The organism is Burkholderia sp. PU8-34, assembly GCF_053427725.1.
The window spans coordinates 883358-908004 of sequence record NZ_JBSAXC010000001.1 but is presented as its reverse complement, the minus strand read 5'-3'; the positions used below and the strand labels follow the sequence as shown (position 1 = coordinate 908004).

21 protein-coding genes are annotated in these 24647 nt (G+C 65.8%); 7 read left to right on the top strand and 14 right to left on the bottom strand.

Translation table 11 applies throughout. The annotated features are described in order from the left end of the window. Positions 1 to 42: 42 nt before the first annotated feature. From ACV22Z_RS04145 to ACV22Z_RS04095, 11 genes are all read right to left on the bottom strand, one after another. The gene (locus ACV22Z_RS04145; RefSeq protein ID WP_448075024.1) at positions 43 to 717 is read right to left on the bottom strand and encodes a c-type cytochrome; all 675 of its coding nucleotides are present in this window, start codon (positions 715 to 717) and stop codon (positions 43 to 45) included. A 602-nt stretch (positions 718 to 1319) separates the two neighbouring features. Then, positions 1320 to 2396 (bottom strand): TIGR03118 family protein, encoded by a 1077-nt coding sequence (locus ACV22Z_RS04140; protein ID WP_448075023.1) that lies wholly within the window; start codon positions 2394 to 2396, stop codon positions 1320 to 1322. Positions 2397 to 2646: 250 nt separating this feature from the next. Beyond that, complete coding sequence (locus ACV22Z_RS04135) at positions 2647 to 3687, bottom strand: hypothetical protein (RefSeq protein ID WP_448075022.1); 1041 nt, start codon at positions 3685 to 3687, stop codon at positions 2647 to 2649. A gap of 117 nt (positions 3688 to 3804) precedes the next feature. Continuing rightward, entirely contained in the window at positions 3805 to 5073 is a 1269-nt protein-coding gene (locus tag ACV22Z_RS04130) for an MFS transporter (protein WP_448075021.1), read from the bottom strand. Beyond that, the gene (locus ACV22Z_RS04125) at positions 5060 to 5488 is read right to left on the bottom strand and encodes a chromate resistance protein ChrB domain-containing protein (protein ID WP_448075020.1); all 429 of its coding nucleotides are present in this window, start codon (positions 5486 to 5488) and stop codon (positions 5060 to 5062) included. The genes ACV22Z_RS04130 and ACV22Z_RS04125 overlap by 14 nt, the downstream gene beginning before the upstream one ends. A gap of 126 nt (positions 5489 to 5614) precedes the next feature. Continuing rightward, the gene (locus tag ACV22Z_RS04120; protein ID WP_448075019.1) at positions 5615 to 6793 is read right to left on the bottom strand and encodes a chromate transporter; all 1179 of its coding nucleotides are present in this window, start codon (positions 6791 to 6793) and stop codon (positions 5615 to 5617) included. Beyond that, positions 6790 to 7767 carry a chromate resistance protein ChrB domain-containing protein gene (locus tag ACV22Z_RS04115; protein ID WP_448075018.1) on the bottom strand — a complete coding sequence of 326 codons (978 nt, stop codon included), beginning with the start codon at positions 7765 to 7767 and terminating at the stop codon, positions 6790 to 6792. Before ACV22Z_RS04115 ends, ACV22Z_RS04120 begins: the two co-directional genes overlap by 4 nt. Positions 7768 to 8072: 305 nt before the next feature. Next, on the bottom strand, positions 8073 to 8489 hold the full coding sequence (locus ACV22Z_RS04110) for a cupredoxin domain-containing protein (RefSeq protein ID WP_448075017.1): 417 nt from the start codon (positions 8487 to 8489) through the stop codon (positions 8073 to 8075). Positions 8490 to 8762: 273 nt separating this feature from the next. After that, positions 8763 to 9959 carry a M20 aminoacylase family protein gene (locus ACV22Z_RS04105; protein ID WP_448075016.1) on the bottom strand — a complete coding sequence of 399 codons (1197 nt, stop codon included), beginning with the start codon at positions 9957 to 9959 and terminating at the stop codon, positions 8763 to 8765. An 11-nt stretch (positions 9960 to 9970) separates the two neighbouring features. Next, positions 9971 to 11056, bottom strand: a complete 1086-nt coding sequence (locus ACV22Z_RS04100; RefSeq protein WP_448075015.1) for a porin — start codon at positions 11054 to 11056, stop codon at positions 9971 to 9973. Positions 11057 to 11134: 78 nt separating this feature from the next. Beyond that, positions 11135 to 12535 carry an MFS transporter gene (locus ACV22Z_RS04095; protein WP_448075014.1) on the bottom strand — a complete coding sequence of 467 codons (1401 nt, stop codon included), beginning with the start codon at positions 12533 to 12535 and terminating at the stop codon, positions 11135 to 11137. 210 nt (positions 12536 to 12745) lie between these two features. Between ACV22Z_RS04095 and ACV22Z_RS04090 the strand changes: the two genes are divergently transcribed. Continuing rightward, positions 12746 to 13660: a LysR substrate-binding domain-containing protein gene (locus tag ACV22Z_RS04090; RefSeq protein ID WP_448075013.1), complete on the top strand. Its 915-nt coding sequence runs from the start codon at positions 12746 to 12748 to the stop codon at positions 13658 to 13660. Between the two features lie 171 nt (positions 13661 to 13831). Here the strand turns inward: ACV22Z_RS04090 and ACV22Z_RS04085 are convergent, their stop codons facing one another. The 3 genes from ACV22Z_RS04085 to ACV22Z_RS04075 form a co-directional block, all read right to left on the bottom strand. After that, complete coding sequence (locus tag ACV22Z_RS04085; protein ID WP_448075166.1) at positions 13832 to 15010, bottom strand: YVTN family beta-propeller repeat protein; 1179 nt, start codon at positions 15008 to 15010, stop codon at positions 13832 to 13834. A gap of 103 nt (positions 15011 to 15113) precedes the next feature. After that, positions 15114 to 15929, bottom strand: coding sequence for a creatininase family protein (locus ACV22Z_RS04080; RefSeq protein ID WP_448075012.1), 816 nt, complete (start codon positions 15927 to 15929; stop codon positions 15114 to 15116). A 211-nt stretch (positions 15930 to 16140) separates the two neighbouring features. Then, positions 16141 to 17196, bottom strand: coding sequence for a GlxA family transcriptional regulator (locus ACV22Z_RS04075; protein WP_448075011.1), 1056 nt, complete (start codon positions 17194 to 17196; stop codon positions 16141 to 16143). A gap of 340 nt (positions 17197 to 17536) precedes the next feature. Here ACV22Z_RS04075 and ACV22Z_RS04070 point away from each other — a divergent pair, with 340 nt between their 5' ends. From ACV22Z_RS04070 to ACV22Z_RS04045, 6 genes are read left to right on the top strand one after another with little or no spacing between them, the layout of a single operon-like run. Then, complete coding sequence (locus tag ACV22Z_RS04070; RefSeq protein ID WP_448075010.1) at positions 17537 to 18922, top strand: L-serine ammonia-lyase; 1386 nt, start codon at positions 17537 to 17539, stop codon at positions 18920 to 18922. A 28-nt stretch (positions 18923 to 18950) separates the two neighbouring features. Then, positions 18951 to 20195 (top strand): sarcosine oxidase subunit beta family protein, encoded by a 1245-nt coding sequence (locus tag ACV22Z_RS04065; protein WP_448075009.1) that lies wholly within the window; start codon positions 18951 to 18953, stop codon positions 20193 to 20195. A gap of 25 nt (positions 20196 to 20220) precedes the next feature. Beyond that, positions 20221 to 20532 carry a sarcosine oxidase subunit delta gene (locus ACV22Z_RS04060; RefSeq protein ID WP_448075008.1) on the top strand — a complete coding sequence of 104 codons (312 nt, stop codon included), beginning with the start codon at positions 20221 to 20223 and terminating at the stop codon, positions 20530 to 20532. After that, positions 20529 to 23540 carry a sarcosine oxidase subunit alpha family protein gene (locus ACV22Z_RS04055; protein WP_448075007.1) on the top strand — a complete coding sequence of 1004 codons (3012 nt, stop codon included), beginning with the start codon at positions 20529 to 20531 and terminating at the stop codon, positions 23538 to 23540. The genes ACV22Z_RS04060 and ACV22Z_RS04055 overlap by 4 nt, the downstream gene beginning before the upstream one ends. Next, positions 23530 to 24162: a sarcosine oxidase subunit gamma gene (locus tag ACV22Z_RS04050; RefSeq protein ID WP_448075006.1), complete on the top strand. Its 633-nt coding sequence runs from the start codon at positions 23530 to 23532 to the stop codon at positions 24160 to 24162. Before ACV22Z_RS04055 ends, ACV22Z_RS04050 begins: the two co-directional genes overlap by 11 nt. Continuing rightward, a complete protein-coding gene (locus ACV22Z_RS04045) occupies positions 24159 to 24599 on the top strand; it encodes a dihydroneopterin aldolase (protein ID WP_448075005.1) in 441 nt (146 codons plus the stop codon). Before ACV22Z_RS04050 ends, ACV22Z_RS04045 begins: the two co-directional genes overlap by 4 nt. The last annotated feature ends 48 nt before the right edge of the window (positions 24600 to 24647 follow it).

Sequence of the window (24647 nt, the reverse complement as noted above, 5' to 3'; positions counted from 1 at the left end):
CCTCCCGAATATTCGGTGAAAGGCGCGTGTTGCCTATCGGCGCTAGTCGTGAGGTGCAATGCGATCGCTCGTGACAGGAGCGTTTGCCGGAAGTGCTTCCAGGTATGCTGCTACCGCGCGCATCTCGTCTTCCGACAGGTTGTCGGATACCGCCTTCATCGGTTCGCCACGCGGCCTTTCCCCGCTGCGTCGAAACACCCGGAGCTGTTTGGTGATGTAGTCCGCGTGTTGTCCCGCCAATCGAGGGATTTCGCCGACGCCCTCGCCATGCGCGCCATGGCAGGTGCTGCATGCAGCCACCCCCTTGTCCGGCAGGCCGAATGAAAAAATCGTTCGGCCAGTGTCGACGGGTGGCGGATCGTCGGGTTTGCCCTGCGGAGGCGGCCGGCTGGAGAAGTAAGTGGCAATCTGCTCGATTTGCGCGTCGCTCAGATGCGTGAAGCCCCACATGAATTTTTGGGCATTCGGGTCGGCGCGGCGATGCGTCCTGAAATCCGTCAACTGAGCGATCAGGTACGCTCGCGGCTGGCCGGCCAGCTTCGGAAACATCGGCGACACCGACATGCCGTTCGCGCCGTGGCAGTTCGAGCACACCTGCAACGCAATCGTTTTTCCGGCAACAGCCGGATCGTCGATCGATCGTGACCGTTCGAGGTCGTGGCAACCGGCCCCTGCCAGCAGCGTCGCAAGAAAGACAGGGTGCAACATCGATTTCATCTGAAGCGCCTCCGGGTGGCCCGCGCAGACCTCGATCGGCAGAAGACGAATAACGCCTCCTGACGGTCTCTGCATGGCGATTTACATTCGAAAAGAACTCCTAAGCATGTGATGCGGATCGAAGAGGCGAGCGATCACCAATATGCTGCTCAGACACGCAGAAGGATCGTGTTGTTATCGCTTGTGTGACGCCCGTGGCCGTCGCAATTGGACCGGGTGCCAAGTTGTTGGGTGAAATGCGTGTACGGGAAACCGGGCCGTGGGTGTGCCGCATTCATCCCGATGCAATCGGCGAGACAAACGAGGCAACGCTTGCGTCGAATGGCACGCGATGCCGTGGCTTCGCATCATGGGAATACTGGCGCGAACTTGCGCCGCGTCAGGTTGATGCCCAACTGCACACGAACATAAAACGAATGCGCATGGCGCATTATTCCGGGGGACACGCTCGACGTGCGAAATCGTCAGTCGGCGGTTTCCGAGATGACGCAGCCGTGACAGTGATGGCTGCGGCATGGCAACGGTGTGCCTGCCCCGGCGAGGAGACGCCTGGGCAGGTCGATCATGTGAACCGCGCGTAATTCCGTTGCACTCGATGGTGGCTACGGCGCAACGTCGATACGGCCATAGAGTCCGTCGGCTTCGTTGTTCGGACCCGCGGCAAAGAACAACGTATTGGCAGGCTGATTGTTCAAGCCGTTGCCGAATGCGATTCCCCATAACCCTGGCTCGACGATTGCCGAGCCGTCGGCTTGCTGCAGGGTTCCGATCAATATGCCGGTAGTCGGGTCGAACACATGGATCATGCCGTCGCCGAAGTTGCCCACGAGAAGCGCATTGCCGAACGGGCCAAAATTCGCGGGTGAGAGTGCAATGCCCCATGGTGCATTCAGGGATCCGCCGGTAGCGAGGCGCTGCATGAACTGGCCCGACGGGCTGAATACATCGATCATGCCCAGACCCGCGCCAGGCACGTCGTCATGCGCTGCCGCGTCCTGTTTCGCGTAGGTGACGAACAGTTTCGAGCCGATGGCCTGGATGCCGAACGGCGCGAAGCCTGCCGGCAGCGACGGGTCTTGGAAGGCGCCGGGCAGCGTCACTTTTGTGAAGCTCCGGTCGAACACGTCGATCTTGTTGTTGTGAAAGTCGGTGGCGTAGAGGAAGTTCGCGCCGTTGTTGCTGGCGATAGCGAGCCCCTTGTAGACCGCACTGCCGCCACTGTCGAATACGGTCACCGCCGATGTCGGGTGGACCGTTGGCGACCACGCGGTGATCGTGCCGCCTTCTCCCGCGAAGATGAAGCCCGCAGGCCCGGATTTGGCGTTCTGGGTGACGACGAAATCGGTCGTGCCGTTGAATACGATACCGGTCGGGTTGGCGGCGCCGGTCGAGCCGGCCGGAATGGTGACCACGAGCGATTGCGGCACGCCGTTGCCGTCATAGAGCGTCGCGTGTTGCGTGCCGTTGTCCGCAACCCACGCGAAGCCCTTGGGATTGAAGGCGATGCCCCACGGGTTCAACAGGTTGGCATCGACGTGAGCGGCCGGAAGTTTGCCGTCGGAGACGAGCGCGGTGACCCGGAACTCGCTCATGTGCGATGAACCGCCGCCGCATGCCACGAGGGCGGCAAACACGAGAGCGCCTATTGCGGCGCCAAGCGCCGCATGGATCTGTTTCATTTCTCCGCTCCTGCTCAATGAGCACGCGGGCAACGTCAGTTAAACGAACGAGCCGTCGCGTTTATTCCGTGCGTTGCAGGCTCAGTCCGTGTTACTCGAAGCAAGAAAAAAATGGTGCCGTTCCTCTCGGTCGCCGCGGCCGGAAGGATGAAGCATGCGATGCGACAGGCGCGCGATCTGTGCGTGATCCGGTCAGTGACGTGCGCGTGCGATCACGCGCTGAACGGAAAGATGCTGCCCGCCACGTTTGCTATCGACGGCCCATCACGCGCAGTACCGGCCGACCGTGAACACTCTTCAGCGGGAAGTACGACAGGTGTGTTGCGGGGTCGACCGCCACGACGTGCGCGTTGGGGCCGAGGTGCCCTTCACCTGTTTTTTCAATCCTCGCACCGGTCACTCGGAACATGGAAACAGTACCTGCTTCACCAGCGACGTAGAGCGTGCCCGATGTCGAGTCCAGTGCCAGTACGTCCGGGTCGCTCCCGATATCGAACGATCGGGCGACCCGCTTCGAGCGCAGGTCAAAGACGATCAGCTTGTCATTGCCCTCGCACGCAATGAAGGCGAGGCGATTTCCCGGATCGATCAACAGACCGTGATTGCCTTCGGCACCTGGCAGATCGAAGCGGCTGACGATATGGTCCGTCGCGGGGTCGATCTCGACAAGCTGACGGAGCGTCTGGACATTCACGAAGATACGGCGGGAGATCGGGTCATACTGCGAATTGCCGGCCTCGCCGCCGAGCGGAATCGTCGCGACGCGCTGATTGGTTCGGACGTCGATGACGGTTTCCGTCGCTCCGTACTCGTCGGATACATAAAGCCGGCGCACATCGGGCGCATAAGCCATTCCGTCCGGATAGTGCCCGCCCGGCATGCGCGCGACGATGTTCAGCGTCGCCGCGTCGATCGCGACGATCTCGTCGGTACCGGTCGCGGATGCGTACACGCGCGACAACTCCGGAACGGCAAGGACGCCATGCACCGACGGCACGTCGGCGATGCGCGCGATCACGCGTGACGCACGCGTATCGAACACGATCACTTCTCCATCGCCGAGGTGGGCAATGAAGAGCAGGTTGCGGATCGTATCCAGACTCGCGTAGTCGAGTCGAGTCGGGCGGCCGGGTAGCGGAATGTCCGCGACGTGCTTCAACGGCAGGCTGCCGGGCGAGAGATCTTCCGACGTGGCGTCAGCCCGACGGACAACAACAATGACCACCGCAAGCACGATGGACAACGCGACAAGCAGGAGAAGGCCGAAGCGCCAATCTCGGGGGGATTTCATGACTTCACCTTGCGACAACGGCCACCAGCCAGCACTGTTGCGACAAGCCTGGTGCGGCGGATTGCTGATCATGTGTTCGTGAATGGCGACAGTGGCGATGAACTTGTCCGAACCTCGTTACGGCTTCGGTCCGCCGTCTGGCTTGATGTGGCGGAAGGCGGTGAGCAACGAAAGGTCGTAAGCGATCTTCAGCGCACCGCATGCGACCAACGGTGCGCCGAGCCAGCCGAGGCTGAACAGGCCGCCCGCGAGCGTCGGTGCGACCGCGGCCGCGAGGCTGCGCGGCACGGAAGTGAAGCTCGCCGCGGCCGGGCGCTCCGCTGGCGTGACGACGGCCATCACATAGGCGGTACGTGTCGGCACGTCCATTTGCGAGAGGGCACTGCGCAAGAGCAGCAGTGTCAGCGTCGCCGGCAGCGACGGGGCAACGGCCGCGCCGATCAGGCAGAGGCTCGACGGAATATGCGTGAACACCATCGTGTTCAGCAGGCCCATCTTGCGCGACAGCGGCGGCGCCGCGAGCTGGGAGCCAGCAGCAAGGAGGCCGGTGCAGAAGAAGAATGCCCCGGCTGCGCTGACTGAAAGACCGAACCGCTGCATCAGCCAAAGTGACAACAGCGAATTGACGACGAGGCCGCCCGCGAATGCGTCAATGCTGAACAGCAGCGCCAGGCGTGTAACGATGTGCCGGGAAGGTCCGAGCGCAGGGGTGGCAACCGCAATGTGCGATCCCGTACTCGGCAATCTTCCATACAAAGCGCAGACCGCGACGCCTGTCGTCGCATAAACGACAAACATGGCGCGCATCGCGCCGAGCATCGAGATATCGGTATGCAAAGCGAGCCAAAGCGGCAGTCCCGCCGCGAGCGAGCCCAATGCGGCCGACAAGGCGCCAACGAGGCTGTAGCGCGCGAACAGCGTGGTCCGCGCATCGCCTGTCGCCGCTTCCGCGAGACGGGCCTGCTCGAGCGGCAAGAAGAGGCTGACGTCGCCGGAACTCGGATTCAGCGTGCCGACGAAGGCGATGACGAGCAGCGGCCACAGTGTCGACAGGCTGGCGAAGCCGATGCCGGTCGCGGCCATCAGGGCGGCTGCGAAGATCAGCATCCGTCGGTGCGGAAGGCGGCCGGCAACGATGCCGACCGTGATCGTCGCGATCGCCGACCCCGCCAATGTCGCGGTGCTGATCAAACCCACGTGGACTTGCGCGAAGCCGAGCGAGAGCAAGTACGCGGGGAGCAGCACGGCGATGAAGCCGTCGCAGAAGCCGCGCAGACCACGGCTTACGAGAATGATCCACGCGGCGTGTTCCGCGCCGTCCGGCAGGAACCGGCGTGACAGACGGATTGCGTGAGAAATGGCCACACGACCGCTAGGCACGTGCATCGCGCTGACACCACGTATAGAGCGCGTCGTACATCACCATGCCGTGACGGAGTTGCTCGTGATCGTCGTCGAAGTTTTTGGAAAGGCCAATCGAGATTGCATACAGGCCGGTTGCTTCCGGCGCGAGATCGAGCTGCCCGGTATCCGCGCCGCGCACGATCTCGGCAAGTTTGAGCAAGGCTGGGTCATGTAGCTGGTACTTTTCGAGAAACGCATCGAAGCTGCAGCGCTTGCCGTGATGCCCAAGTTCGACATCGGGCACGTCGTAAGGAATTGCGCCTGTTTCCTCCGCCAATCGCAGCACTTCCGCGCCGGAAACGTAGAGGAATTCGGGGGCCTCGTCGATGAACCGGGCGATCAGCCACGGGCAAGCGATGCGATCGATCTTTGGCCGCTCACGCGTAATCCATTTCATGGTGCTTCTCCTGTCCGAATGTACGGAAGGTGCAACGCATTCGATCTTTGGCCGTTTGCGCGTGATCTATTTCATGGTGCGTCTGCCCGGAAGATGCAATGCGATGTGGCCGGATGTCGACGCGCGTCAATGATGGAGGAACGGATAAGCCGCCAGCCCGAATAGCGCCGCGGCGGTCACGATGACCGGCTCCTGCAGCTTCTTGAACCGCCACAGCAGCACGACCGTTGCAACGGCGAGGAGTGCGGTGGGCATGTCGACGATCGATCGTTTCGCGATGACGAGGACGGACCCCGTGATCGCGCCGACAGCCGCTGCGGTGATGCCGTTGACGAACGCCTTGACGTCGGGCCGATGGCCATACTTCTTCACGTAAGGCGCCGGAATGACGGTGAACAGATAACAAGGCAGGAACGTGCCGAGCGCGGCGATGCATGCGCCGGGCAGGCCCGCGACCAGGTACCCGATGAAGCCGACCGTAATCACCACCGGCCCCGGCGTGATCATCGCGACCGCGACAGCATCGACGAACTGCTTGTCGTTGAGCCAGTGATGCTCGGTGACGACGCCGCCATACAGGAACGGCACGATCGCGAGTCCGGACCCGAACACGAACGCGCCTGCTTTGGCGAAGAACACGCCGATCTGCACGAGCAGCGGAACGTCGATGCCGCTCAGCAGGCCGCTGGCTACCGGCAGGTTGGCGCCGGCAAGCGCGTTCAGCCCGCTCTTGTGCAGCCATTTGGGCGGTGCGCGCCAAAGCCAGCCGATCAGCCCGGCGACGATGAAGAGCCAGGCGATTTCGGTTTCCGTGATGAAGGTCACGGCGGCCAGCGTCAGGAAGATGGCCCAAAGAAGCTTGTCGCCGCCGACGGTCTTCGTCGTGAGCTTGTAGGCGCTCATCGCGATGATGCCGACCACTGCGGCCCCAACGCCATAGAAAACCGCCTGCATCCACGACAGCCCGCCGAAGTGTGCGTACGCGAAGCCCAGCGCGAGCACCATCAGGAACGACGGCAGCACGAACGCGAAACCGACGAGCGTCGCGCCGAGTACGTGGTAGTGGACGAAACCGAGGTAGATCGCGAGCTGCGCAGCCATCGGACCCGGCGCGAGCTGCGCGAGTGTGAGCCCTTCCTTGTAGTCTGCCTCCGTGATCCAGCCGCGCCGTTCGACGAGATCGCGGCGCATGTAGCCGGCGAGCGCGACCGGGCCGCCGAAGCCGAACGTGCCGAGGCGCAGCATGTATCCGACCAGTTGGCTGAGCGAGTAGGTCGGCCTGCTGGTCGCCACGGTCGCGGTCATGACTGTCTCCCGGTTTCGTCCTTGCCGTTCGATGCGAAGTGCGCATAGAGCGAGTCGAGCACGGCCCCCATCTGTTCCAGCAACTGATCGTCGTTTTCCGTGCGTTGGCGCGTGCCGGCCATCACGGCCTCGAAGCCGACGGCTTCAGGCGCGGCGGGACCGCCCACGTCGAGCGCATGCACGATCTCGCCGAGCCGCGACAATGCTGCGTCCTTGTCGAGCCCGAAACTCGCGAGCAATACCTCGAACGTCACGCGCTCGCCGACGTGGGTGAAGGCGGCGCCGTCGAAATCGAAACCCAGCGCGTCAGGCGGGCAATCGGTCGGCGACGCGAGCCAGATGAAGCGCGCTCGCGCGTCGATGAAGCGGCGAATCAGCCATGCGCTGGCGACGCGATCGACCCACATGCGCCGACGCGTCGCCCATGTACGCCCCTGATGTTCGGCGATCGGGAGCAGGCGGATCGGGCGCTCCGCGGCGTGCGGCTCGCCCGGCGACATGACCGTGTCGACGAGGGCAATGAAGTCCTGCAGTGCGACCTCGGCGCGGGTTGCGGCGTCGTCCGGGAAGTAGTCGGTCGCTCGGATGGCGTCGTAATCCTTGCGCAGGCGGCGCAGCAGGCGTGTCAGTTCCGCAGCGGACTGTCCGGCAAGCGTCTTGCGTGCCTCAGAGAGCGTGCGCGTGAAGTCGGCGTAGTCCTCGGCCCGATCGAAGAGCGCGCGGAACTCCATTTCCTGCGACGCGTCGAGGCTCGGCGCGCGCAGCAGGTGCGCAGTGCCGCCGCTTTCGGCGATGGCGCCAGCGAGCTCACGCAGCATGCTTTCTCGCTCGTCGGTGTATGGGAGCAGGTAGATGCCGTCGCGCAACACGGCGCAGCCCTTCGCCTTGAGCGCACGCCAGTACCGCATGCGGGCCGTCGCGTTTTCCGTTGGCAGGGTCAGAACGAGGAGCGACCACGTCGAGATAGCATTCATGTAGATAATGCTACTCGATGGTTATAAACGCTACAAGAATTGTTTGGGTGGCGTGCTGGACGACTTCGCATGCGTCGCCGGCACGCGTTGCGGAGGCTCACCGGGCGGGTTCGACAAAAAAGCGCCAGCCGGGCGGAGCGGCTGGCGGCATTGCTGATCATGCATGGTTTGGGTGGCGTGCCGGACGACCTCGCATGCGTCACCGGCACGCGTTGCGGAGGATCACCGGGCGGGTTCGACAAAAGTATCCGCGCCGATTGCCGGCATCCGCTTTTCACGAGGTGCTGTTCCGGCTTGCCGGTGCTTCACGGCGTCACGACAAGCGCTGTGTGCATGCCTGCTTCATAGTGTCCCGGCTTGTTGCAGATCAGTGCGTAATGCCCCGGCGCGAGCTTGAACGACGCGCGCCTGCTCTTGCCCGGCGCGATATCTTCGACTTCCCCGATCTTCCTCAGCTTGTGCTCGAGCACCTGGCCCTTGCTGACAGGCAGCGCGTTATCGGAGAGATCCGTTTTCAGCACGACGAGTTCGTGCTCCATGTTGTTTTCCGCGGCATTCTTGACGTCGAGCGTGACTCGGCCTGCCTTGACGCTGTGCGTTTCCAGCTGGATCGAATCCGACCGCAACGTTGCCTTCACGGTTTGCTGCGCCCACGCGGCATGCGATGTCATGCCGAGTGCGATCACACTGACGAGGATGGGGATTCTGCAAGCGATGCGCATGGCAGCCTCCTGTGCTTTACGACGTTGCGCCGCCGAGCGTCGCGCGATTGCAGTGTGCCGGTACGTCGAGCACGCAATCGGACCTGCCCGACAACGGCATCAGCTCTTTCTACGGCGCAAGGTACGTGCAGTAAACGTGCGCTGCGGGAGGCTTATTCCTGGGGTGGGGACCACGTCGACACGATGCACGCACGATTCGGGACGAATGGCGGTGACACCGCGAGTGGCAGCGGCACGTCGTACTGACGTGCCCGTCGATCACGCGTGCTCCGTTCAGGACAACGCGAGATAGCGTTCGACGAGGGCCGCCCAGTAGCTCGCGCCGATCGGTAACAGCGCGTCGTTGAAGTCGAACCACGGGTTGTGCACGATGCACGGCCCCATCCCGTCCGCGTCGCCGCGATGGTTGCCGTTGCCGTTGCCGATGAACAGGAACGCACCGGGGCGTTCCTGCAGCAGATACGCGAAATCATCCCCGGCCATCGTCGGCTCGATGTCCGCGAATACCGCGTCGCGGCCGAGCAGTGCGCGTCCGACATCGACGGCGAGCGCGGTTTCGGCGGAACTGCACACCGTCGGCGGATAGCCGTCATCGAAGCGAACCGCCGCGTGTGCACCGTACGCCGCGCAAATGCCGTCGACGCGTGACATGAGATGCCGCTTGGCGTTCTGCGTGGCGTCGACCGAGAACGTCCTGAGCGTGCCGCGCATCCGGACGCATTCCGGGATGATGGTCGGCGAGTCGCCGCCGCGGATCTGCGTGATCGACAGCACGATCGGCTCGCTCGGACTGCCGATCTGCGCCGGCAACGCGGTGGCCGCGGTGACGATCTGCGCGGCGATACCAATCGGATTGATCGCGAGATGCGGCCGGGCCGCGTGCGCGCCCTTGCCGGTCACCTCGATGTCGATGGTCGTCGTGCTCGCCGTGATCGCGCCGACGCGCGTGCCGATCGTACCTTCGGGCAACGTCGCGACGTTGTGCATGCCGAAGATCGCGTCGCACGGAAAGCGGGCGAGCAGGCCCTCGCCGAGCATCCTGAGCGCGCCCGCGCCGCCTTCCTCGGCGGGGCGGAAGATGAAGTGAACCGTGCCGTCGAACCGCCGGGTGCGCGCGAGGTATTGCGCGGCGCCGAGCAGCATTGCCGTATGGCCGTCGTGGCCGCAACCGTGCATTTTTCCATCGTGACGCGAGCGGTGCTCGAACACGTTCCGTTCATGCATCGGCAGCGCATCCATGTCGGCGGTGAGCCCGATCGAGCGGGAGCCCGTTCCCGCGCGCAGCGTGCCGACGACGCCGGTGCCCGCGATCGGCGCCGAGACTTCCACGCCGGCCGCCTGCAATAGACCCGCGACGATGCCGGCCGTGCGGACTTCCTCGTAGCCGAGTTCGGGATGCGCGTGGATGTCGCGGCGAATGACCGTGAGCGACGCGGCGTCTTCCTGCAGTGTTTTCAGAAGCGGATGCATATGACCTCGATTCAAAAGTTCTGGCGCATGCCGATCGTGACGGCGGTCTGGTTCCTGCCCGACGACGCGGGCAGGACGAAAAGCTGCGCGACTGCGCCCGAGTCGTTGACGTGCATGCTGACGACCTGCAGATAGACGTTCGTGCGCTTGGAGAAGTAGTAGTCGAGCGACGCGGACGGCACGATCCAGCGATGGGCGTCCAGCGTGTAATAGGTGACTGCCGCACCGGCAGATGCGGCGGGCGTGATCCAGTAGGTCGCGCCGAAGTCGAGTGCCCGGAGCGCGGCCGAGCGTCCGTTCCGGTGCAGATCGGACAGCGTGAAAAGCGCAGCCGCGTACCATTTGTCGGTCTGATAGGCCGCGCCGATACCGTATATGTCGATCCGGTCGAACACCGCGTTGACCGGCGTGCCGGTCAGGTTGACGCCCAGCGCCGTCGTGCCGATCCCGAGCCCGGCCTGGAAGTTTTCCACCGACGTGAACGCGCCGCCCATCCGGAATCCGCCGCGCTGGTACGTAATGCCGAAGCTCTTCGCGCTGTTGCGATTGAAATCGCCCGGCACACCGCCGAACGAGAACATCGCGCCCGCGCGAAAGCCGGCGAGGTCGGGCGACCGGTACTGGACGCTGTTGTTCAGTCGTTCGCCGCCGAGGCGGTCGAGATCGCCGAGATGGAACGAATAGAACCCGCCGTTCCCGCTCGCCGCGGACGTGTACGGCACGAGGTCGATCATGAAATCGTACTGGCGGCCGGCGCGGATTTCCCCGAGCCAGTCGCTGCCGAGGCCGACGTACGCTTGTCGGCCAAACAGCAGGCCGCCCTGGCCGAGGCTGCCCGTCGCGGCGTTGAAGCCGTTCTCCAGCACGAAATTCGCGCGCAGCCCGCCGCCGAGCTCTTCCGTTCCCCTGAAGCCGATCCGGTTTGGGCGGTCTCCGCCGGCGCCGACCATCGCGATCGCATGTCGCCCGCCTTCGTTGCTGACGTAGGCGACGCCGGTGTCGACGATGCCGTAAAGCGTCACGCTGCTCTGCGCATAACTTGTCATGCTGAAAATTAGAGATGCGAATAAAAGTGACGACTTGTCGAGTCGTTTCATGGATTCATGCTCCGGGATTGCAGACGGGACGGATCAGTGAGGGACGCGCGACCCGGCCGGAGCCGGGACGCGCGTGAATCAGGCTTCGAGCGACTCGAGCGTCCGGTTCCTGGTTTCGATGCCGAGCGCGGCGACGACGACGGCGGCGGCGAGCGGCACCAGCGCGAACAGGTAGAACGCGGTCTGTAGCCGGCCGTGTTCGAGCAGCGTCGCGAGCGTCACGGGCGCGACGATCGATGCGACCTTCAGCCATGCGCTGGCGATTCCGCATCCGGCCGCCCGCACGCTCGTCGGATACAGCTCGGGCGTGTACACATAGGCGGTGATGAACCCGCTCGCCATCAAGCCGAATGCGAGCGAGCAAAGCCCGGCGACGACGTAGACGGAACCAGCATGCAGGACGCCGGCCATCGCGAGACATACCGCACACAGCGACAGCGAGACGGCGATGACTGGCTTGCGTCCGACCCGGTCTACGACGAGTGCGGAGGCGAGCGAGCCGACGATGCCGAGCACCGACGCGGCGAGCGCGAGGTTCAGCGACTGCTGGAACGGCACGTGGTACACCTGCCGATAGATCGTCGGCAGCCAGGCGGACAGCCCGTATTGCAGGAATCCGCAGGTGATCCAGAGCAGCCAGACCGATATCGACCGGCGCCGGTACGGCCGGCTCAGCACGACCGAAAGCTTCGCGTTCGACGGCGCCGGTGGTGCGTCCGCCGAGTCGCCGCGGATCGGTTCGAGTGCGTGGCGCGCGCGGGCCTCGAAGCGCGATACTGCGTCGTGCGCGTCGTCGAACCGCCCTTTGCTGGCCAGCCAACGGGCCGATTCCGGTACGTATCGGCGCAGCAGCACGCCCAGCACCAACGGCGCGGCGCCGAGGAAATACATGACCTGCCAGCCGTAACGCGGGACGAGCCACGACCCCAGCGCACTCGCGGCGAGCAGGCCGACCGGGAAGATCAGCTCGTAAAGCAGCACGAAGCGTCCGCGGTTGCGCGCGCTCGTGATCTCGTTGATGTATGCGGCGGCGATCGGCACCTCGCCCCCGAGCCCGATGCCTTGCAGCACGCGCAACAGCACGAACGACTCATAGGACCGAGCGAACAGGAAAGCCAGCGTCGTGGCGCCGATCAGCGCCGAACTCCACGCGACCGCGTTCACGCGGCCGTAGCGTTCGGCGAGCAGCGGAAAGACGAATGCGCCGATCAGCGAGCCGACCGCGCCGGCCGAGATCAGCAGCCCGACCTGTCCGGCCTGCAGCGACCATTGCGCGATCAGTAGCGGCAGCGCACTCGCAATCGCGATCGAGTCGAAGCCGTCGAAGAACGTCGCGAGTCCCATCAGGACGCGCACGCGGGCATGCATGCCGTTCGGCGGCATCCGCTCGATGCGTGCGGCGATCGTTCGCGCGGACGGCGGCGCGCTCCCGTTCGCCGGTGCGCACGAGGGTTGATGACAGGTCGACACTGCTTCCATGACGCGGACTCCTTGATCAACGTGATGCGCCAGTCTAGGAAGGCAAAAATGATCGAGGAATTGACATTTTTCTAAGGCCCGGTAACTTTTTGTTAAGGCTGGCGCGCCGCTTGTATGTCAAGCTGGCAAGCCATTTTCGCAGGCACCTTTATTCGGGTTTGCCCTTGGTTGCGGAAAGTGGAAACCATTTGAAACCAATATCGATCGACGATGAAAGTGCATCAGCTTCGCGTGCTGGTCGCGTGTGCGGAAGCCGGCAGCTTGCGGGCGGCGGCCGAGCGCCTGTCGCTCACGCATCCGGCGGTCACGAAGACCGTCCGGGAACTCGAGGAGGAGGTTCGGGCGCCGCTGCTCGTGCGCAGCGCGAAGGGCGTCGAGCTGACGCGTTACGGACAGGCGTTGTACACGCGTGCGCGGCAGATTCTCGAGGATTTGCGGCGCGCTGCCGACGAAATCGGCCAGCTTCAGGGCGGTCTGGCGGGCAAGGTGAGCATAGGCGTGTCCGGCAGCATGGCGCTGACCGCGATTCCGGCGGCGCTGCAGCGGTTCCGGGACAGCATGCCGGGTGTCGAGATCGAGATCGCCGAGCTGCCGCAGGAATACCTCGTTGACCGTCTGCTCGACGGTTCGCTGGACTTTCTCGTCACCCATGCGCGAATCGACCCGCGGGCCGACTGCGAGCAGACCGTGCTGTGCAGCGGGCATCTTGTCGCCGCCGTGCGCAACGGCCATCCGGCGACGCGGTCCAGCGTGTCTTCGCTGGCCGATCTGACCGCGTTCGAATGGCTGTTTCCGAAGATGATCGTCGAGCGGCCCGAGTTCGACGCGCTGTTCGCGCGCGCCGGCATCGCTGCGCCGCGCCGGGTCGTGTCGTGCCAGTCGTCGCTGGCACTGGTGGCGCTCGTGACGGAGACGGATATCGTCGGGCTGTTTTCGGTGCCGATCGTCCGGCATCCGGTTCTGCGCGAGCGCGTGACGACGTTCGCGTTCGACGACGTGCTGCCGGAAGTCTCGCCGAGCATCGTCACGCGTCGGGACGTCCAGCTCACGCCGGCTGCGCGCCATTGCCGCGACATCATCCGGACGGTCGTCGAGTCGTTGCCATGGGCGCCGCCGGTCGGCTGATTCCGCATCGGTCCGCCGGCTTCGGGCACTCAGGTGCGGCGAGCGGGTTTGGCAGGCCGCGGTTCCGCCGCCAGTCGACCGTGTCCGCATCGACAATATCCGCGTCCGGCGCCGCAGCCACCGCGTCGCCGCCGCGTGCCCGCCGGAACTCGCCTGCCACTCAACTGCCCGTCAACGCATGTTCCCGGTATGTCCGAGCGAGTAGCGCCCCGGTTGCGGCCACACGGTCAACCCATGCGGCTCCATGCCGACGGGAATCGACTTGACCGATCCGCTCGTCGTGTCGATCGCATAGACGACGTCGTCGAAGCGACCGGACAGCCACAGCGTCTTGCCATCCGCGCTGACGTTGCCCATATCGGGGCTGCCGCCGCCCGGGATCGGCCAGGTCGCGAGCACCTTGCGCGTCGCGAAATCGATGACCGACACGCTGCCCTTGCCGTGGCGAGGACCGTGGACGAGGTTGGAGCCGCGATTGGCCACGTAGAGCTTCGTGCCGTCGCGGCTCGGGTACAGGCCGTGCGTGCCGACGCCCGTCTTGATGAAGCCGATCTTCGTGAAGCTGTCGCCGTCGACGAGGTAGACGCCATCGGCCATCATGTCGGCCACGTAGAACACCTTGCCGTCCGGCGACACGCGGATGTCCTGCGGCATGCCTTTCTTGTCGAGTTCGAGATAGCCAACCACCTTGCGGTTCACGAGATCGATCTTGGCCAGCTTGCCGCCGAACTCGCACGTGAACAGCGCGTACTTGCCGTCGATCGCGAAGTCGGCGTGGTTGATGCCCTTGCATTGCGGGACGTCGAGGCTCGACTTCAGCGCCATCGTATGCGGATCGCGGAAGTCGAGCCGCGCATGGGCTTCGGCCACCACGATCGCGTCCTTGCCGTCGGGCGTGAAGTACATGTTGTACGGGTCGTCCACCAGCACTTCCTTGCCGGGCTTGCCCGATTTCGGATCGATCGGCGTCAGGCTGCCGTCGGTGCGGCCTTCGGCATTGTTGGCGACCCACAGCGTCTGCAGGTCCCACGACGGCACGACGTGCTGCGGGCTGCGGCCGACGGGGAATTTGTCGACGACCTTGTAGGTGGCCGGGTCGATCACGTAGACGTCGTTCGAACGCAGGTTCGGCACATATATGCGCGACAGCGCACCCGCGACCGCGGCGCTCGTGTGGCCCGATTGCGCGTCGGCGTAAAGGTTGTCCGGGTTCGACACGGGCGGCATGCCGGGCACGGTCGTGACGGCGGGCGCGGCGAGCACGCTGCCGGCGCCGAAACCGGCGAGCGCGGCGGCCATGACGACGGCGAGACGGGAGAAGCGGGTGCGACGGCGGGAACGGGGTTGCATGGGTTGCATGACAGGGTCCGTGATCGGTTGGTCAAGGCGCGGTGGGTCAAGGCGCGGTGGGTCGAGACGACGCCGCACGCGGTGCGATGTGTCGCCGGATGCGTCAGTGGCCGGCGGTGTCCTTCCTGATGGCGTCGATCGTGCGCGACACGATTGCATCGGTGCCCAGCCGGCCGAGTTCGACGCTCGCGTGGCGCGGATCGCCGCCGTACACGCCGTCGGCGGCACCGGGTTTCGCCGCGCCGCGCAGCTGGTCGGTCCTCACCATCTGTGGCGCGACTGCCAGCAGCAGAGCCGTGTCGGCGAGCCCCGCGTGCGTGCCGATGTCGGCGTCCGGCACGCCGTGCTGGCGCAGGATCTGCGTATAGCCGTCGGAGCTGGTGCCGTAATACTCGGGCGGCACGAACGCGCGCGCGCCGGAACCGGCCCAGGACTTGTTGAGCTGCGCGACGGCCCGCCGGATGTCGTTCTGGTAGCCGCCGTGATCGCCGAGAAAGACGATGTTCGTGAAACCGTGGACCCGGAAGCTGTTGGCCGCCGACTCCAGCGTTTTTTCGAATACGTCGTCGGGCACGGTGATCGTGCCGGGGAAGCGCATGTGCGAGGTCGGCGGCGCGTAGCCGCCCTCCGGCACATAGGCGATGACAGGCGCGACGATCGCGTTGCCGAGGCCTTGCGCGATGCGCTCCGACAGCGCCTTGACGCGCGTGTTGTGCTTGCCGAGCGCGACGTATGGTCCGCTTTGCTCGGTCCCGCCGATCGGGATGAGGATCGTGGTCTTGCCCGCGTGAATGCTGTCGCGCAGCTCGGTCCAGGTCATGTCTTCAAGCTGCACCGTTTTGGGCACCTGCGCCACGGCGGCCTGGGCGAGGGCCAATACGGCGACGGCGGCGACAGCGGTTCGTGACAAGCGTTTCATCGCGGAATTCCGAAGAGTAGGAGGGAGGTCGTGGCGGTCACTCTCCCCATCAACGATTCCGCGTCACTCGCAGTTGACCCGGAAAGGGGATCCTACCCTGAGGCGTTCCGTCGCACCTCGCGACAGCCCGGGATCCACGCTGGCGCGCGAGGCATCCGGCAATGCCCGGCCGGCGGAAATGGGTGACGATCGGCGAGGCCGGCCGCGCGCGTCATTGCACTTCTTCCTCGACAACATCCGGCGCCGCCGCCGCCGCATCCCCGCCCCGCTCCCGGTAAGCCGCCGGCGGCACGCCGAACTGCTTGCGGAACTCCCGACCGAGGTGCGATGCGTCCGCGAACCCGCAGCTCGACGCGATATCCGCAACCGTCCGGTCCGAACTCGTCAGCAGCCACGCGGCGGTGCGCAGCCGCACCTGCTTCGCGAACGCCTGCGGGCTCTTGCCGGTTTCCGCCTTGAACAGCCGCTCGAGCTGCCGCGCGGACATATCGAGCTTGCAGGCCAGCTCTTCGAGCGGCAGCGCGCGCCCGACATGCTGTTCCATCAGAAGAATCGCGCGCTTGACCTTCGGGTGCGTCGCGGGCTCGAGGCCCGGCGGATGCGGCTGCGGCGCGTTGCCTTTCTGCATCTCGCCGACGAGCAGGATCCGCAGCGCCTTCTGCACGGTCGCGTGGTCGAAATGGCGCAGCAGGATCGCCGCGGCGACGTCGATCGACGCGCGTCCGCCCGAGCAGGTGATCCGCCGCCGGTCGATCACGAACAGCCGGTCGGCGATCAGCAGGTCCGGGTCGGCGGCCGGGAAGCGCTCGATGAAATCCCAGTAATGGAACCAGCTCACGCAGGTGCGGTGAGCATCGAGCACGCCCGCGCGCATCAGCGTGAACACGCCGGTGCAGATGCCGACGATCGTCGCACCGTCGGCGGCCGCGCGGCGGATGAAGTCGAGCGTTTCCGGCCCCGCTTGCGGCCCCGAGTGCAGCAGCCCGCCGACGACGACCACGTAGTCGAACGGCTCCGCATCGGCGAAGGTCTCCCACGGCGTGATCTGGATCCCGCAGCTCGCGCGCACCGGCGCGAGGGTTTCCCCGATCACGCTCCACGCGCAGCGCACCGGCTTGCTGTAGTCGCCGTCGTCGGCGGACAGCCGCAGCATGTCGACGAACCCGGAGAACGCGGTCAGCGTGAAGTTCGGCAGCAGCACGATGCCGAAGCGGATGCGTTTGGGCGCCGGCTCGGCAACAGGGGAAACGGGTACGTCGGGTGTCATTGCGGTCAATCTCGTCACGCCGTGCGGGCGGTCTCACTCTGATTACGGGGGCGGTACAGGGCCGCCGAACGGATGCTGCGCGGACAGTCCAAGGCCCACGCAGGCTCGATCCGCGGCCGGCGCCCGCGCGGCGCGGATGTCCCAGCGTCGCCCATCGGCCCCGCGCGGACTTGCGTTTTTCCGTCGCGAACCATCGTCAAAACGTACTTTCGGGGTGCGCGGCGGGCCGTTTGGCGGCGGTATCCCACGCCGATGCCGTTTTTGTTCTATCGGCCGATTTTACGCTTTGGTGTACTGGCGTCCAACGTCACTTCACGTGTGTCCACCCAGAGGAAGCCAGATGAACGTCAGCGCGTTCGACCTGTTCAAGATCGGCATCGGCCCGTCCAGCTCGCATACGGTCGGCCCGATGATCGCCGCATGCCGCTTCGCGTCGCACGTCGAGGATGCGAACCTGCTCGGCTTCGTGCAGCGCGTGCGGGTCGAGCTGTACGGCTCGCTCGGCGCGACCGGCAAGGGCCACGGTACCGACAAGGCGGTGCTGCTCGGCCTCGAAGGGCATCTGCCCGACTCGATCGATCCGGACCTGATCGAGCCGCGCCTCGCCGAGATCCGCTCGGCCAGGTCGCTGTCGCTGCTCGGCAAGCAGTCGATCCGCTTCGACGAGAAGGAGCACATCGGCTTCTATCGCAAGCTGATGAGCGGTACGAGCATCGTGCATCCGAACGGGATGCGCTTCCAGGCGTTCGACGAGCACGGCCAGCTGCTCGTCGAGAAGGAGTATTACTCGGTCGGCGGCGGCTTCGTCGTGAACCGCGACGGCGACCGCGTGAACGGCGTGCGCGCGGCGGCCGAGGTGCCGTATCCGTTCCGCACCGGCGACGACCTGATGCGCCAGTGCCGCGACCACGGCCTGTCGATCGCCGAGCTGATGTTGCGCAACGAATGCGCGCTGCGTCCCGCCGACGAGGTGCGCGCGGGCCTGCTCGCGATCTGGCGCACGATGGCCGCGTGCGTCGAACGCGGCTGCAAGGTCGAGGGCGACCTGCCGGGCCCGATGCGCGTGAAGCGCCGCGCGGCCGAGCTGAACGCGCGCCTGCGCGCGCGTTCGGAGGAATCGCTGCGCGACCCGCTGTCGATGCTCGACTGGGTCAACCTGTACGCGATGGCCGTCAACGAGGAGAACGCGGCGGGCGGCCGCGTCGTCACCGCGCCGACCAACGGCGCGGCCGGCGTGATCCCCGCCGTGCTGCACTACTACGTGAAGTTCGTGCCGGGCTCGAACGAGAACGGCATCGTCGAATTCCTGCTGACGGCCGCGGCGATCGGGATCATCTACAAGGAAACCGCGTCGATCTCCGGCGCGGAAGTCGGCTGCCAGGGCGAGGTCGGCGTCGCGTGCTCGATGGCCGCGGCCGCGCTCGCCGCGGTGATGGGCGGCACGCCCGACCAGGTCGAGAACGCCGCCGAGATCGGCATGGAGCACAACCTCGGCATGACCTGCGATCCCGTCGGCGGCCTCGTGCAGATTCCGTGCATCGAGCGCAACGCGATGGGCGCGATCAAGGCGCTGAACGCATCGCGGATGGCGCTGAAGGGCAACGGCCAGCACTACGTGTCGCTCGATTCGGTCATCAAGACGATGCGCGAGACGGGCGCCGACATGAAGACGAAATACAAGGAGACGTCGCGCGGTGGTCTCGCCGTGAACGTCATCGAATGCTAATGCCAGTGAGCAACAAGGGGTCTGCAAGATGAGCCGCTATTCGATATTCAGTCTGTTCCGGAACGGGTTGTCGTATCACGAGAACTGGGAACGGCAGTGGAGAAGCCCGGAACCGAAGAAGGAATACGACGTGGTGATCGTCGGCGGCGGCGGGCACGGCCTCGCCACTGCGTATTACCTCGCGAAGGAGCACGGCATCACGAACGTCGCGATCCTCGAGAAGGGCTGGATCGGCGGCGGCAACACCGCGCGCAACACGACGATCGTTCGCTCGAACTATCTGTGGGACGAATCGGCCGCGCTGTACGAGAAGGCGATGAAGCTGTGGGAAGGGCTGTCGCAGGACCTGAACTACAACGTGATGTTCAGCCAGCGCGGCGTGATGAACCTCGCGCACACGCTGCAGGACGTGCGTGACACCGAGCGCCGCGTCAACGCGAACCGGCTGAACGGCGTCGACGCCGAGTTCCTGACGCCCGCGCAGGTCAAGGAAATCGAGCCGACGATCAACCTGAACAGCCGCTACCCGGTGCTCGGCGCATCGATCCAGCGCCGTGCGGGCGTCGCGCGCCACGACGCGGTGGCCTGGGGCTTCGCGCGCGGCGCGGACCGTGCGGGCGTCGACATCATCCAGAACTGCCAGGTGACGGGCATTCGCCGCGAAGGCGGCGCGGTGGTCGGCGTCGATACTGTGAAGGGCTTCATCAAGGCGAAGAAGGTCGCGGTGGTCGCGGCCGGCAACACGACGACGCTGGCCGACATGGCCGGCATCCGCCTGCCGATCGAAAGCCACCCGCTGCAGGCGCTGGTGTCGGAGCCGATCAAGCCGGTCGTCAACTCGGTGATCATGTCGAACGCGGTGCACGCGTACATCAGCCAGTCCGACAAGGGCGACCTCGTGATCGGCGCGGGCATCGACCAGTACACGGGCTTCGGCCAGCGCGGCAGCTTCCACATCATCGAAGGCACGCTGCAGGCGATCGTCGAGATGTTCCCGGTGTTCTCGCGCGTGCGGATGAACCGCCAGTGGGGCGGCATCGTCGACGTGTCGCCGGACGCGTGCCCGATCATCAGCAAGACCGACGTGAAGGGCCTGTATTTCAACTGCGGGTGGGGCACGGGCGGCTTCAAGGCGACGCCCGGCTCGGGCTGGGTGTTCGCGCACACGATCGCGCGCGACGAGCCGCATCCGCTGAACGCGCCGTTCGCGCTCGACCGCTTCTACACGGGCCACCTGATCGACGAGCACGGCGCCGCCGCCGTCGCGCACTGAACCTGACCACCACGAGGAGAACCTTATGTTGCTGATCGAATGTCCGTGGTGCGGGCCGCGCGCCGAATCCGAGTTCACGTGCGGCGGTGAAGCCGACATCGTGCGCCCGGTCAATAACGAGAACATGACCGACCGCGAATGGGGCGAGTACGTGTTCATGCGCGAGAACAAGCGCGGCCTGCACAAGGAGCAATGGCTGCACACGCAGGGCTGCCGCCGCTGGTTCAAGGTCACGCGCGATACGGTGACCTACGACATCAAGGGTTACGAAAAATTCGGCGGGGCCGCCAACGGCCAGCCCGTCGTCAACGCCAAGCAAGAGGGCACCAGCAAATGAGCCAGAAAGACCGTCTCGGCACCGGTGGCCGCATCAATCGCGCGATTCCGCTGACGTTCACGTTCAACGGCCGCACGTACCAGGGTTTCCAGGGCGACACGCTCGCGTCCGCGCTGCTCGCGAACGGCGTGCACTTCGTCGCGCGCAGCTTCAAGTACCACCGTCCGCGCGGGATCGTGACGGCGGACGTCGCGGAACCGAACGCCGTCGTGCAGCTCGAGTCCGGCCCGTACACCGTGCCGAATGCGCGCGCGACCGAGATCGAGCTGTACCAGGGCCTCGTCGCGACGAGCGTGAACGCGGAACCGTCGCTCGAGCACGACAAGTACGCGATCAACCAGAAGCTGTCGCGCTTCATGCCCGCCGGGTTCTACTACAAGACCTTCATGTGGCCGCGCAACATGTGGCCGAAGTACGAAGAGAAGATCCGTGAAGCGGCGGGCCTCGGCAAGGCGCCCGACACGCTCGATGCCGATCGCTACGACAAGTGCTTCGCGCATTGCGACGTGCTCGTGGTCGGCGGCGGCCCGTCGGGTCTCGCGGCCGCGCACGCGGCGGCAACGGCCGGCGCGCGCGTGATCCTTGTCGACGATCAACGCGAGCTCGGCGGCAGCCTGCTGTCGTGCCGCGCCGAAATCGACGGCAAGCCCGCGCTGCAGTGGGTCGAGAAGATCGAGGCCGAGCTGCGCAAGCTGCCCGACGTGACTATCCTGTCGCGCAGCACCGCGTTCGGCTACCAGGACCACAACCTCGTGACGGTCACGCAGCGCCTGACCGATCACATGCCCGTGTCGATGCGCAAGGGCACGCGCGAGCTGCTGTGGAAGGTCCGCGCGAAGCGCGTGATCCTCGCGACCGGCGCGCACGAGCGGCCGATCGTGTTCGGCAACAACGACCTGCCGGGCGTGATGCTCGCCGGGGCCGTGTCCACCTACATCCATCGTTTCGGCGTGCTGCCGGGCCGCGACGCGGTCGTGTTCACGAACAACGATCGCGGCTACCAGACCGCGCTCGACCTGAAGGCGTGCGGCGCGAAGGTGACGGTCGTCGATTCGCGCGCAGCGTCGAACGGTGCGCTGCCCGCGGCGGCGAAGCGCCAGGGCGTGACGGTGATGAGCGGCGCGGTGGTCACGGCCGCGTCGGGCAAGTGGCGTGTGTCGTCGGTCGACGTCGCGTCGTATTCGAACGGCCAGACGGGCGGCAAGCTGAAGACGCTGCCGTGCGATCTCGTCGCGATGTCGGGCGGCTTCAGCCCGGTGCTGCACCTGTTCGCGCAATCGGGCGGCAAGGCGTGCTGGAGCGACGACAAAGCCTGCTTCCTGCCGGGCAAGGCGGTGCAGCCCGAGGCGAGCATCGGCGCGGCGGCGGGCGAATTCGGCCTCGCACGTGCGTTGCGGCTCGCAGTCGACGCGGGCGCGGAAGCGGCGAAGGCTGCCGGCTTCTCCGCCACGCAGCGCCCGACCGCGCCGAAGGTTGCGGAAGCCGCGGAAGGCGCGCTGCAGCCGTTGTGGCTCGTCGGCAGCCGCGACGCCGCCACGCGCGGGCCGAAGCAGTTCGTCGATTTCCAGAACGACGTGGCGGCGGCCGACATCCTGCTCGCCGCGCGCGAAGGCTTCGAGTCGGTCGAGCACGTGAAGCGCTACACGGCGATGGGCTTCGGCACCGACCAGGGCAAGCTCGGCAACATCAACGGGATGGCGATCCTCGCGCAGGCGCTCGGCAAGACGATTCCGGAAACGGGCACGACGACGTTCCGCCCGAACTACACGCCGGTGTCGTTCGGCACGTTCGCGGGCCGCGAGACGGGCGACTTCCTCGACCCGATCCGCAAGACCTGCGTGCACGAATGGCACGTCGAGCACGGCGCGATGTTCGAGGACGTCGGCAACTGGAAGCGGCCGTGGTACTTCCCGAAGAACGGCGAGGACCTGCATGCGGCCGTGAAGCGCGAATGCCTCGCGGTGCGCAACAGCGTCGGCATTCTCGATGCGTCGACGCTCGGCAAGATCGACATCCAGGGTCCGGACGCGGTCAAGCTGCTGAACTGGATGTACACGAACCCGTGGAACAAGCTCGAGGTCGGCAAGTGCCGCTACGGGCTGATGCTCGACGAGAACGGCATGGTGTTCGACGACGGCGTGACGGTGCGCCTCGCCGACCAGCACTTCATGATGACGACGACGACGGGCGGTGCGGCGCGCGTGCTCACGTGGCTCGAGCGCTGGCTGCAGACGGAATGGCCGGACATGAAGGTGCGGCTGTCGTCGGTGACCGACCACTGGGCGACGTTCGCGGTCGTCGGCCCGAAGAGCCGCAAGGTTGTGCAGAAGGTCTGCCAGGACATCGACTTCGGCAACGAAGCGTTCCCGTTCATGAGCTACCGGAACGGCACGGTCGCCGGCGCGAAGGCGCGCGTGATGCGGATCAGCTTCTCGGGCGAACTGGCGTATGAAGTGAACGTGCCGGCGAACGCGGGCCGCGCGGTGTGGGAAGCGCTGATGGCCGCGGGCGCCGAGTTCGACATCACGCCGTACGGCACCGAGACGATGCACGTGCTGCGCGCGGAGAAGGGCTACATCATCGTCGGCCAGGACACCGACGGGTCGATCACGCCGTTCGACCTCGGCATGGGCGGGGTGGTCGCGAAGTCGAAGGATTTCCTTGGCAAGCGTTCGCTGTCGCGCTCGGATACCGCGAAGGAAGGCCGCAAGCAGTTCGTCGGCCTGCTGACCGACGACGAGCAGTTCGTGCTGCCGGAAGGCGCGCAGATCGTCGCGAAGGACACGCACGTGTCGACCACCGAGCCGACGCCGATGATCGGCCACGTGACGTCGAGCTATTACAGCCCGATCCTGAAGCGCTCGATCGCGCTCGCGGTGGTGAAGGGCGGCCTGAACAAGATGGGCGAGAGCGTCGTGATTCCGCTGGCCAACGGCAAGCGCATCACCGCGAAGATCTCGAGCCCGGTTTTCTACGATACCGAAGGGGTGCGTCAGCATGTGGAATGAAACGAGAAACCAGACGCAAGTGGCGGGCGCAGGCGGCGCGCGCCTCGAGTCGCCGTTCGTCGGCGCGGCCGACCTGCTGAAGACGCACCAGGCGCGCCCGTCGAAGAAGTTCACGCTGCGTGAGCGGCCGTTTCTCGATCTCGTCAACGTGCGCGGCGAGTTGAGCGACCCCGCGTTCGTCGCCGCGTTCGAGCGCGTGGTCGGTTGCCGGCCGCCTGCCGCGCCGAACACGGTCGCGCGCAGCGCCGAGTACGACGTGCTGTGGCTCGGCCCCGACGAATGGTTCGTGCGCTCGAACGGGCCCGTGCAGGCGGGCGTGCTCGAAGCGGCGCTGGCCGAGGCCGTGCAGGGTTCGTATGCGGCGGCGGTCGATGTCGGCAGCGGCTACACCGTCGTCGAGATCAGCGGCGAACGCGTGCGCGACGTGCTCGCGCGCGGCTGCCCGCTCGACCTGCATCCGCGGATGTTCAAGCCGGGCCAATGCGCGCAGACGCATTTCTTCAAGGCGTCCGTCACGCTGGTGCCGACCGGCGACGACACGTTCGAGATCGTCCTGCGCCGCAGTTTCGCCGACTATTTCGTGCGCATCATGCTCGACGCGGCCGCGCCGCTCGTGTCATGAAGCCCGCCGACGAACCGTTCGTGTCGATCGACGCGCCGCGCCTGCGAGGGCGCGGCTGGAGCGTGTTCGTCGACGAACTGAAGGTGCCCGCACGGATCGGCATCCACGCGCACGAACATGAGGCACCCCAGCCGATCGTGATCGACGCGCAGCTCGGCTATCGCTGCGAGCCGAGCGAGGCGGGCGAGTGGATCGATTACGACGGGTATTGCACGCGTGTCGCGGCGTTTCTCGCGCACAAGCCGCATACGCGGCTGCTCGAGACGCTCGTCGCCGATATCGCGGTGCTGTCGTTTCGCGAGTGGCCGGCGCTGGAGACGCTGACGCTGTCGGTGCACAAGCCGAAGATCCGGCCGGGCACGAAGCGCGTCGGGGTAGGACTCGACTGGACGCGCGGGGATTACGTGCGATGGACGGGGGAAGCAGGGCGTCCGTGACGCGCACCGCGCACGCGCGACGAGGATGCGGCCGCCGATACCGTGCTG

What these genes read in the sequence shown, in the direction of transcription:
- ACV22Z_RS04145 (WP_448075024.1), bottom strand. Translation starts at nt 717, where the DNA reads ATGAAATCGATGTTGCACCCTGTCTTTCTTGCGACGCTGCTGGCAGGG.
- ACV22Z_RS04140 (WP_448075023.1), bottom strand. Translation starts at nt 2,396, where the DNA reads ATGAAACAGATCCATGCGGCGCTTGGCGCCGCAATAGGCGCTCTCGTG.
- ACV22Z_RS04135 (WP_448075022.1), bottom strand. Translation starts at nt 3,687, where the DNA reads ATGAAATCCCCCCGAGATTGGCGCTTCGGCCTTCTCCTGCTTGTCGCG.
- ACV22Z_RS04130 (WP_448075021.1), bottom strand. Translation starts at nt 5,073, where the DNA reads ATGCACGTGCCTAGCGGTCGTGTGGCCATTTCTCACGCAATCCGTCTG.
- ACV22Z_RS04125 (WP_448075020.1), bottom strand. Translation starts at nt 5,488, where the DNA reads ATGAAATGGATTACGCGTGAGCGGCCAAAGATCGATCGCATCGCTTGC.
- ACV22Z_RS04120 (WP_448075019.1), bottom strand. Translation starts at nt 6,793, where the DNA reads ATGACCGCGACCGTGGCGACCAGCAGGCCGACCTACTCGCTCAGCCAA.
- ACV22Z_RS04115 (WP_448075018.1), bottom strand. Translation starts at nt 7,767, where the DNA reads ATGAATGCTATCTCGACGTGGTCGCTCCTCGTTCTGACCCTGCCAACG.
- ACV22Z_RS04110 (WP_448075017.1), bottom strand. Translation starts at nt 8,489, where the DNA reads ATGCGCATCGCTTGCAGAATCCCCATCCTCGTCAGTGTGATCGCACTC.
- ACV22Z_RS04105 (WP_448075016.1), bottom strand. Translation starts at nt 9,959, where the DNA reads ATGCATCCGCTTCTGAAAACACTGCAGGAAGACGCCGCGTCGCTCACG.
- ACV22Z_RS04100 (WP_448075015.1), bottom strand. Translation starts at nt 11,056, where the DNA reads ATGAAACGACTCGACAAGTCGTCACTTTTATTCGCATCTCTAATTTTC.
- ACV22Z_RS04095 (WP_448075014.1), bottom strand. Translation starts at nt 12,535, where the DNA reads ATGGAAGCAGTGTCGACCTGTCATCAACCCTCGTGCGCACCGGCGAAC.
- ACV22Z_RS04090 (WP_448075013.1), top strand. Translation starts at nt 12,746, where the DNA reads ATGAAAGTGCATCAGCTTCGCGTGCTGGTCGCGTGTGCGGAAGCCGGC.
- ACV22Z_RS04085 (WP_448075166.1), bottom strand. Translation starts at nt 15,010, where the DNA reads ATGCAACCCCGTTCCCGCCGTCGCACCCGCTTCTCCCGTCTCGCCGTC.
- ACV22Z_RS04080 (WP_448075012.1), bottom strand. Translation starts at nt 15,929, where the DNA reads ATGAAACGCTTGTCACGAACCGCTGTCGCCGCCGTCGCCGTATTGGCC.
- ACV22Z_RS04075 (WP_448075011.1), bottom strand. Translation starts at nt 17,196, where the DNA reads ATGACACCCGACGTACCCGTTTCCCCTGTTGCCGAGCCGGCGCCCAAA.
- ACV22Z_RS04070 (WP_448075010.1), top strand. Translation starts at nt 17,537, where the DNA reads ATGAACGTCAGCGCGTTCGACCTGTTCAAGATCGGCATCGGCCCGTCC.
- ACV22Z_RS04065 (WP_448075009.1), top strand. Translation starts at nt 18,951, where the DNA reads ATGAGCCGCTATTCGATATTCAGTCTGTTCCGGAACGGGTTGTCGTAT.
- ACV22Z_RS04060 (WP_448075008.1), top strand. Translation starts at nt 20,221, where the DNA reads ATGTTGCTGATCGAATGTCCGTGGTGCGGGCCGCGCGCCGAATCCGAG.
- ACV22Z_RS04055 (WP_448075007.1), top strand. Translation starts at nt 20,529, where the DNA reads ATGAGCCAGAAAGACCGTCTCGGCACCGGTGGCCGCATCAATCGCGCG.
- ACV22Z_RS04050 (WP_448075006.1), top strand. Translation starts at nt 23,530, where the DNA reads ATGTGGAATGAAACGAGAAACCAGACGCAAGTGGCGGGCGCAGGCGGC.
- ACV22Z_RS04045 (WP_448075005.1), top strand. Translation starts at nt 24,159, where the DNA reads ATGAAGCCCGCCGACGAACCGTTCGTGTCGATCGACGCGCCGCGCCTG.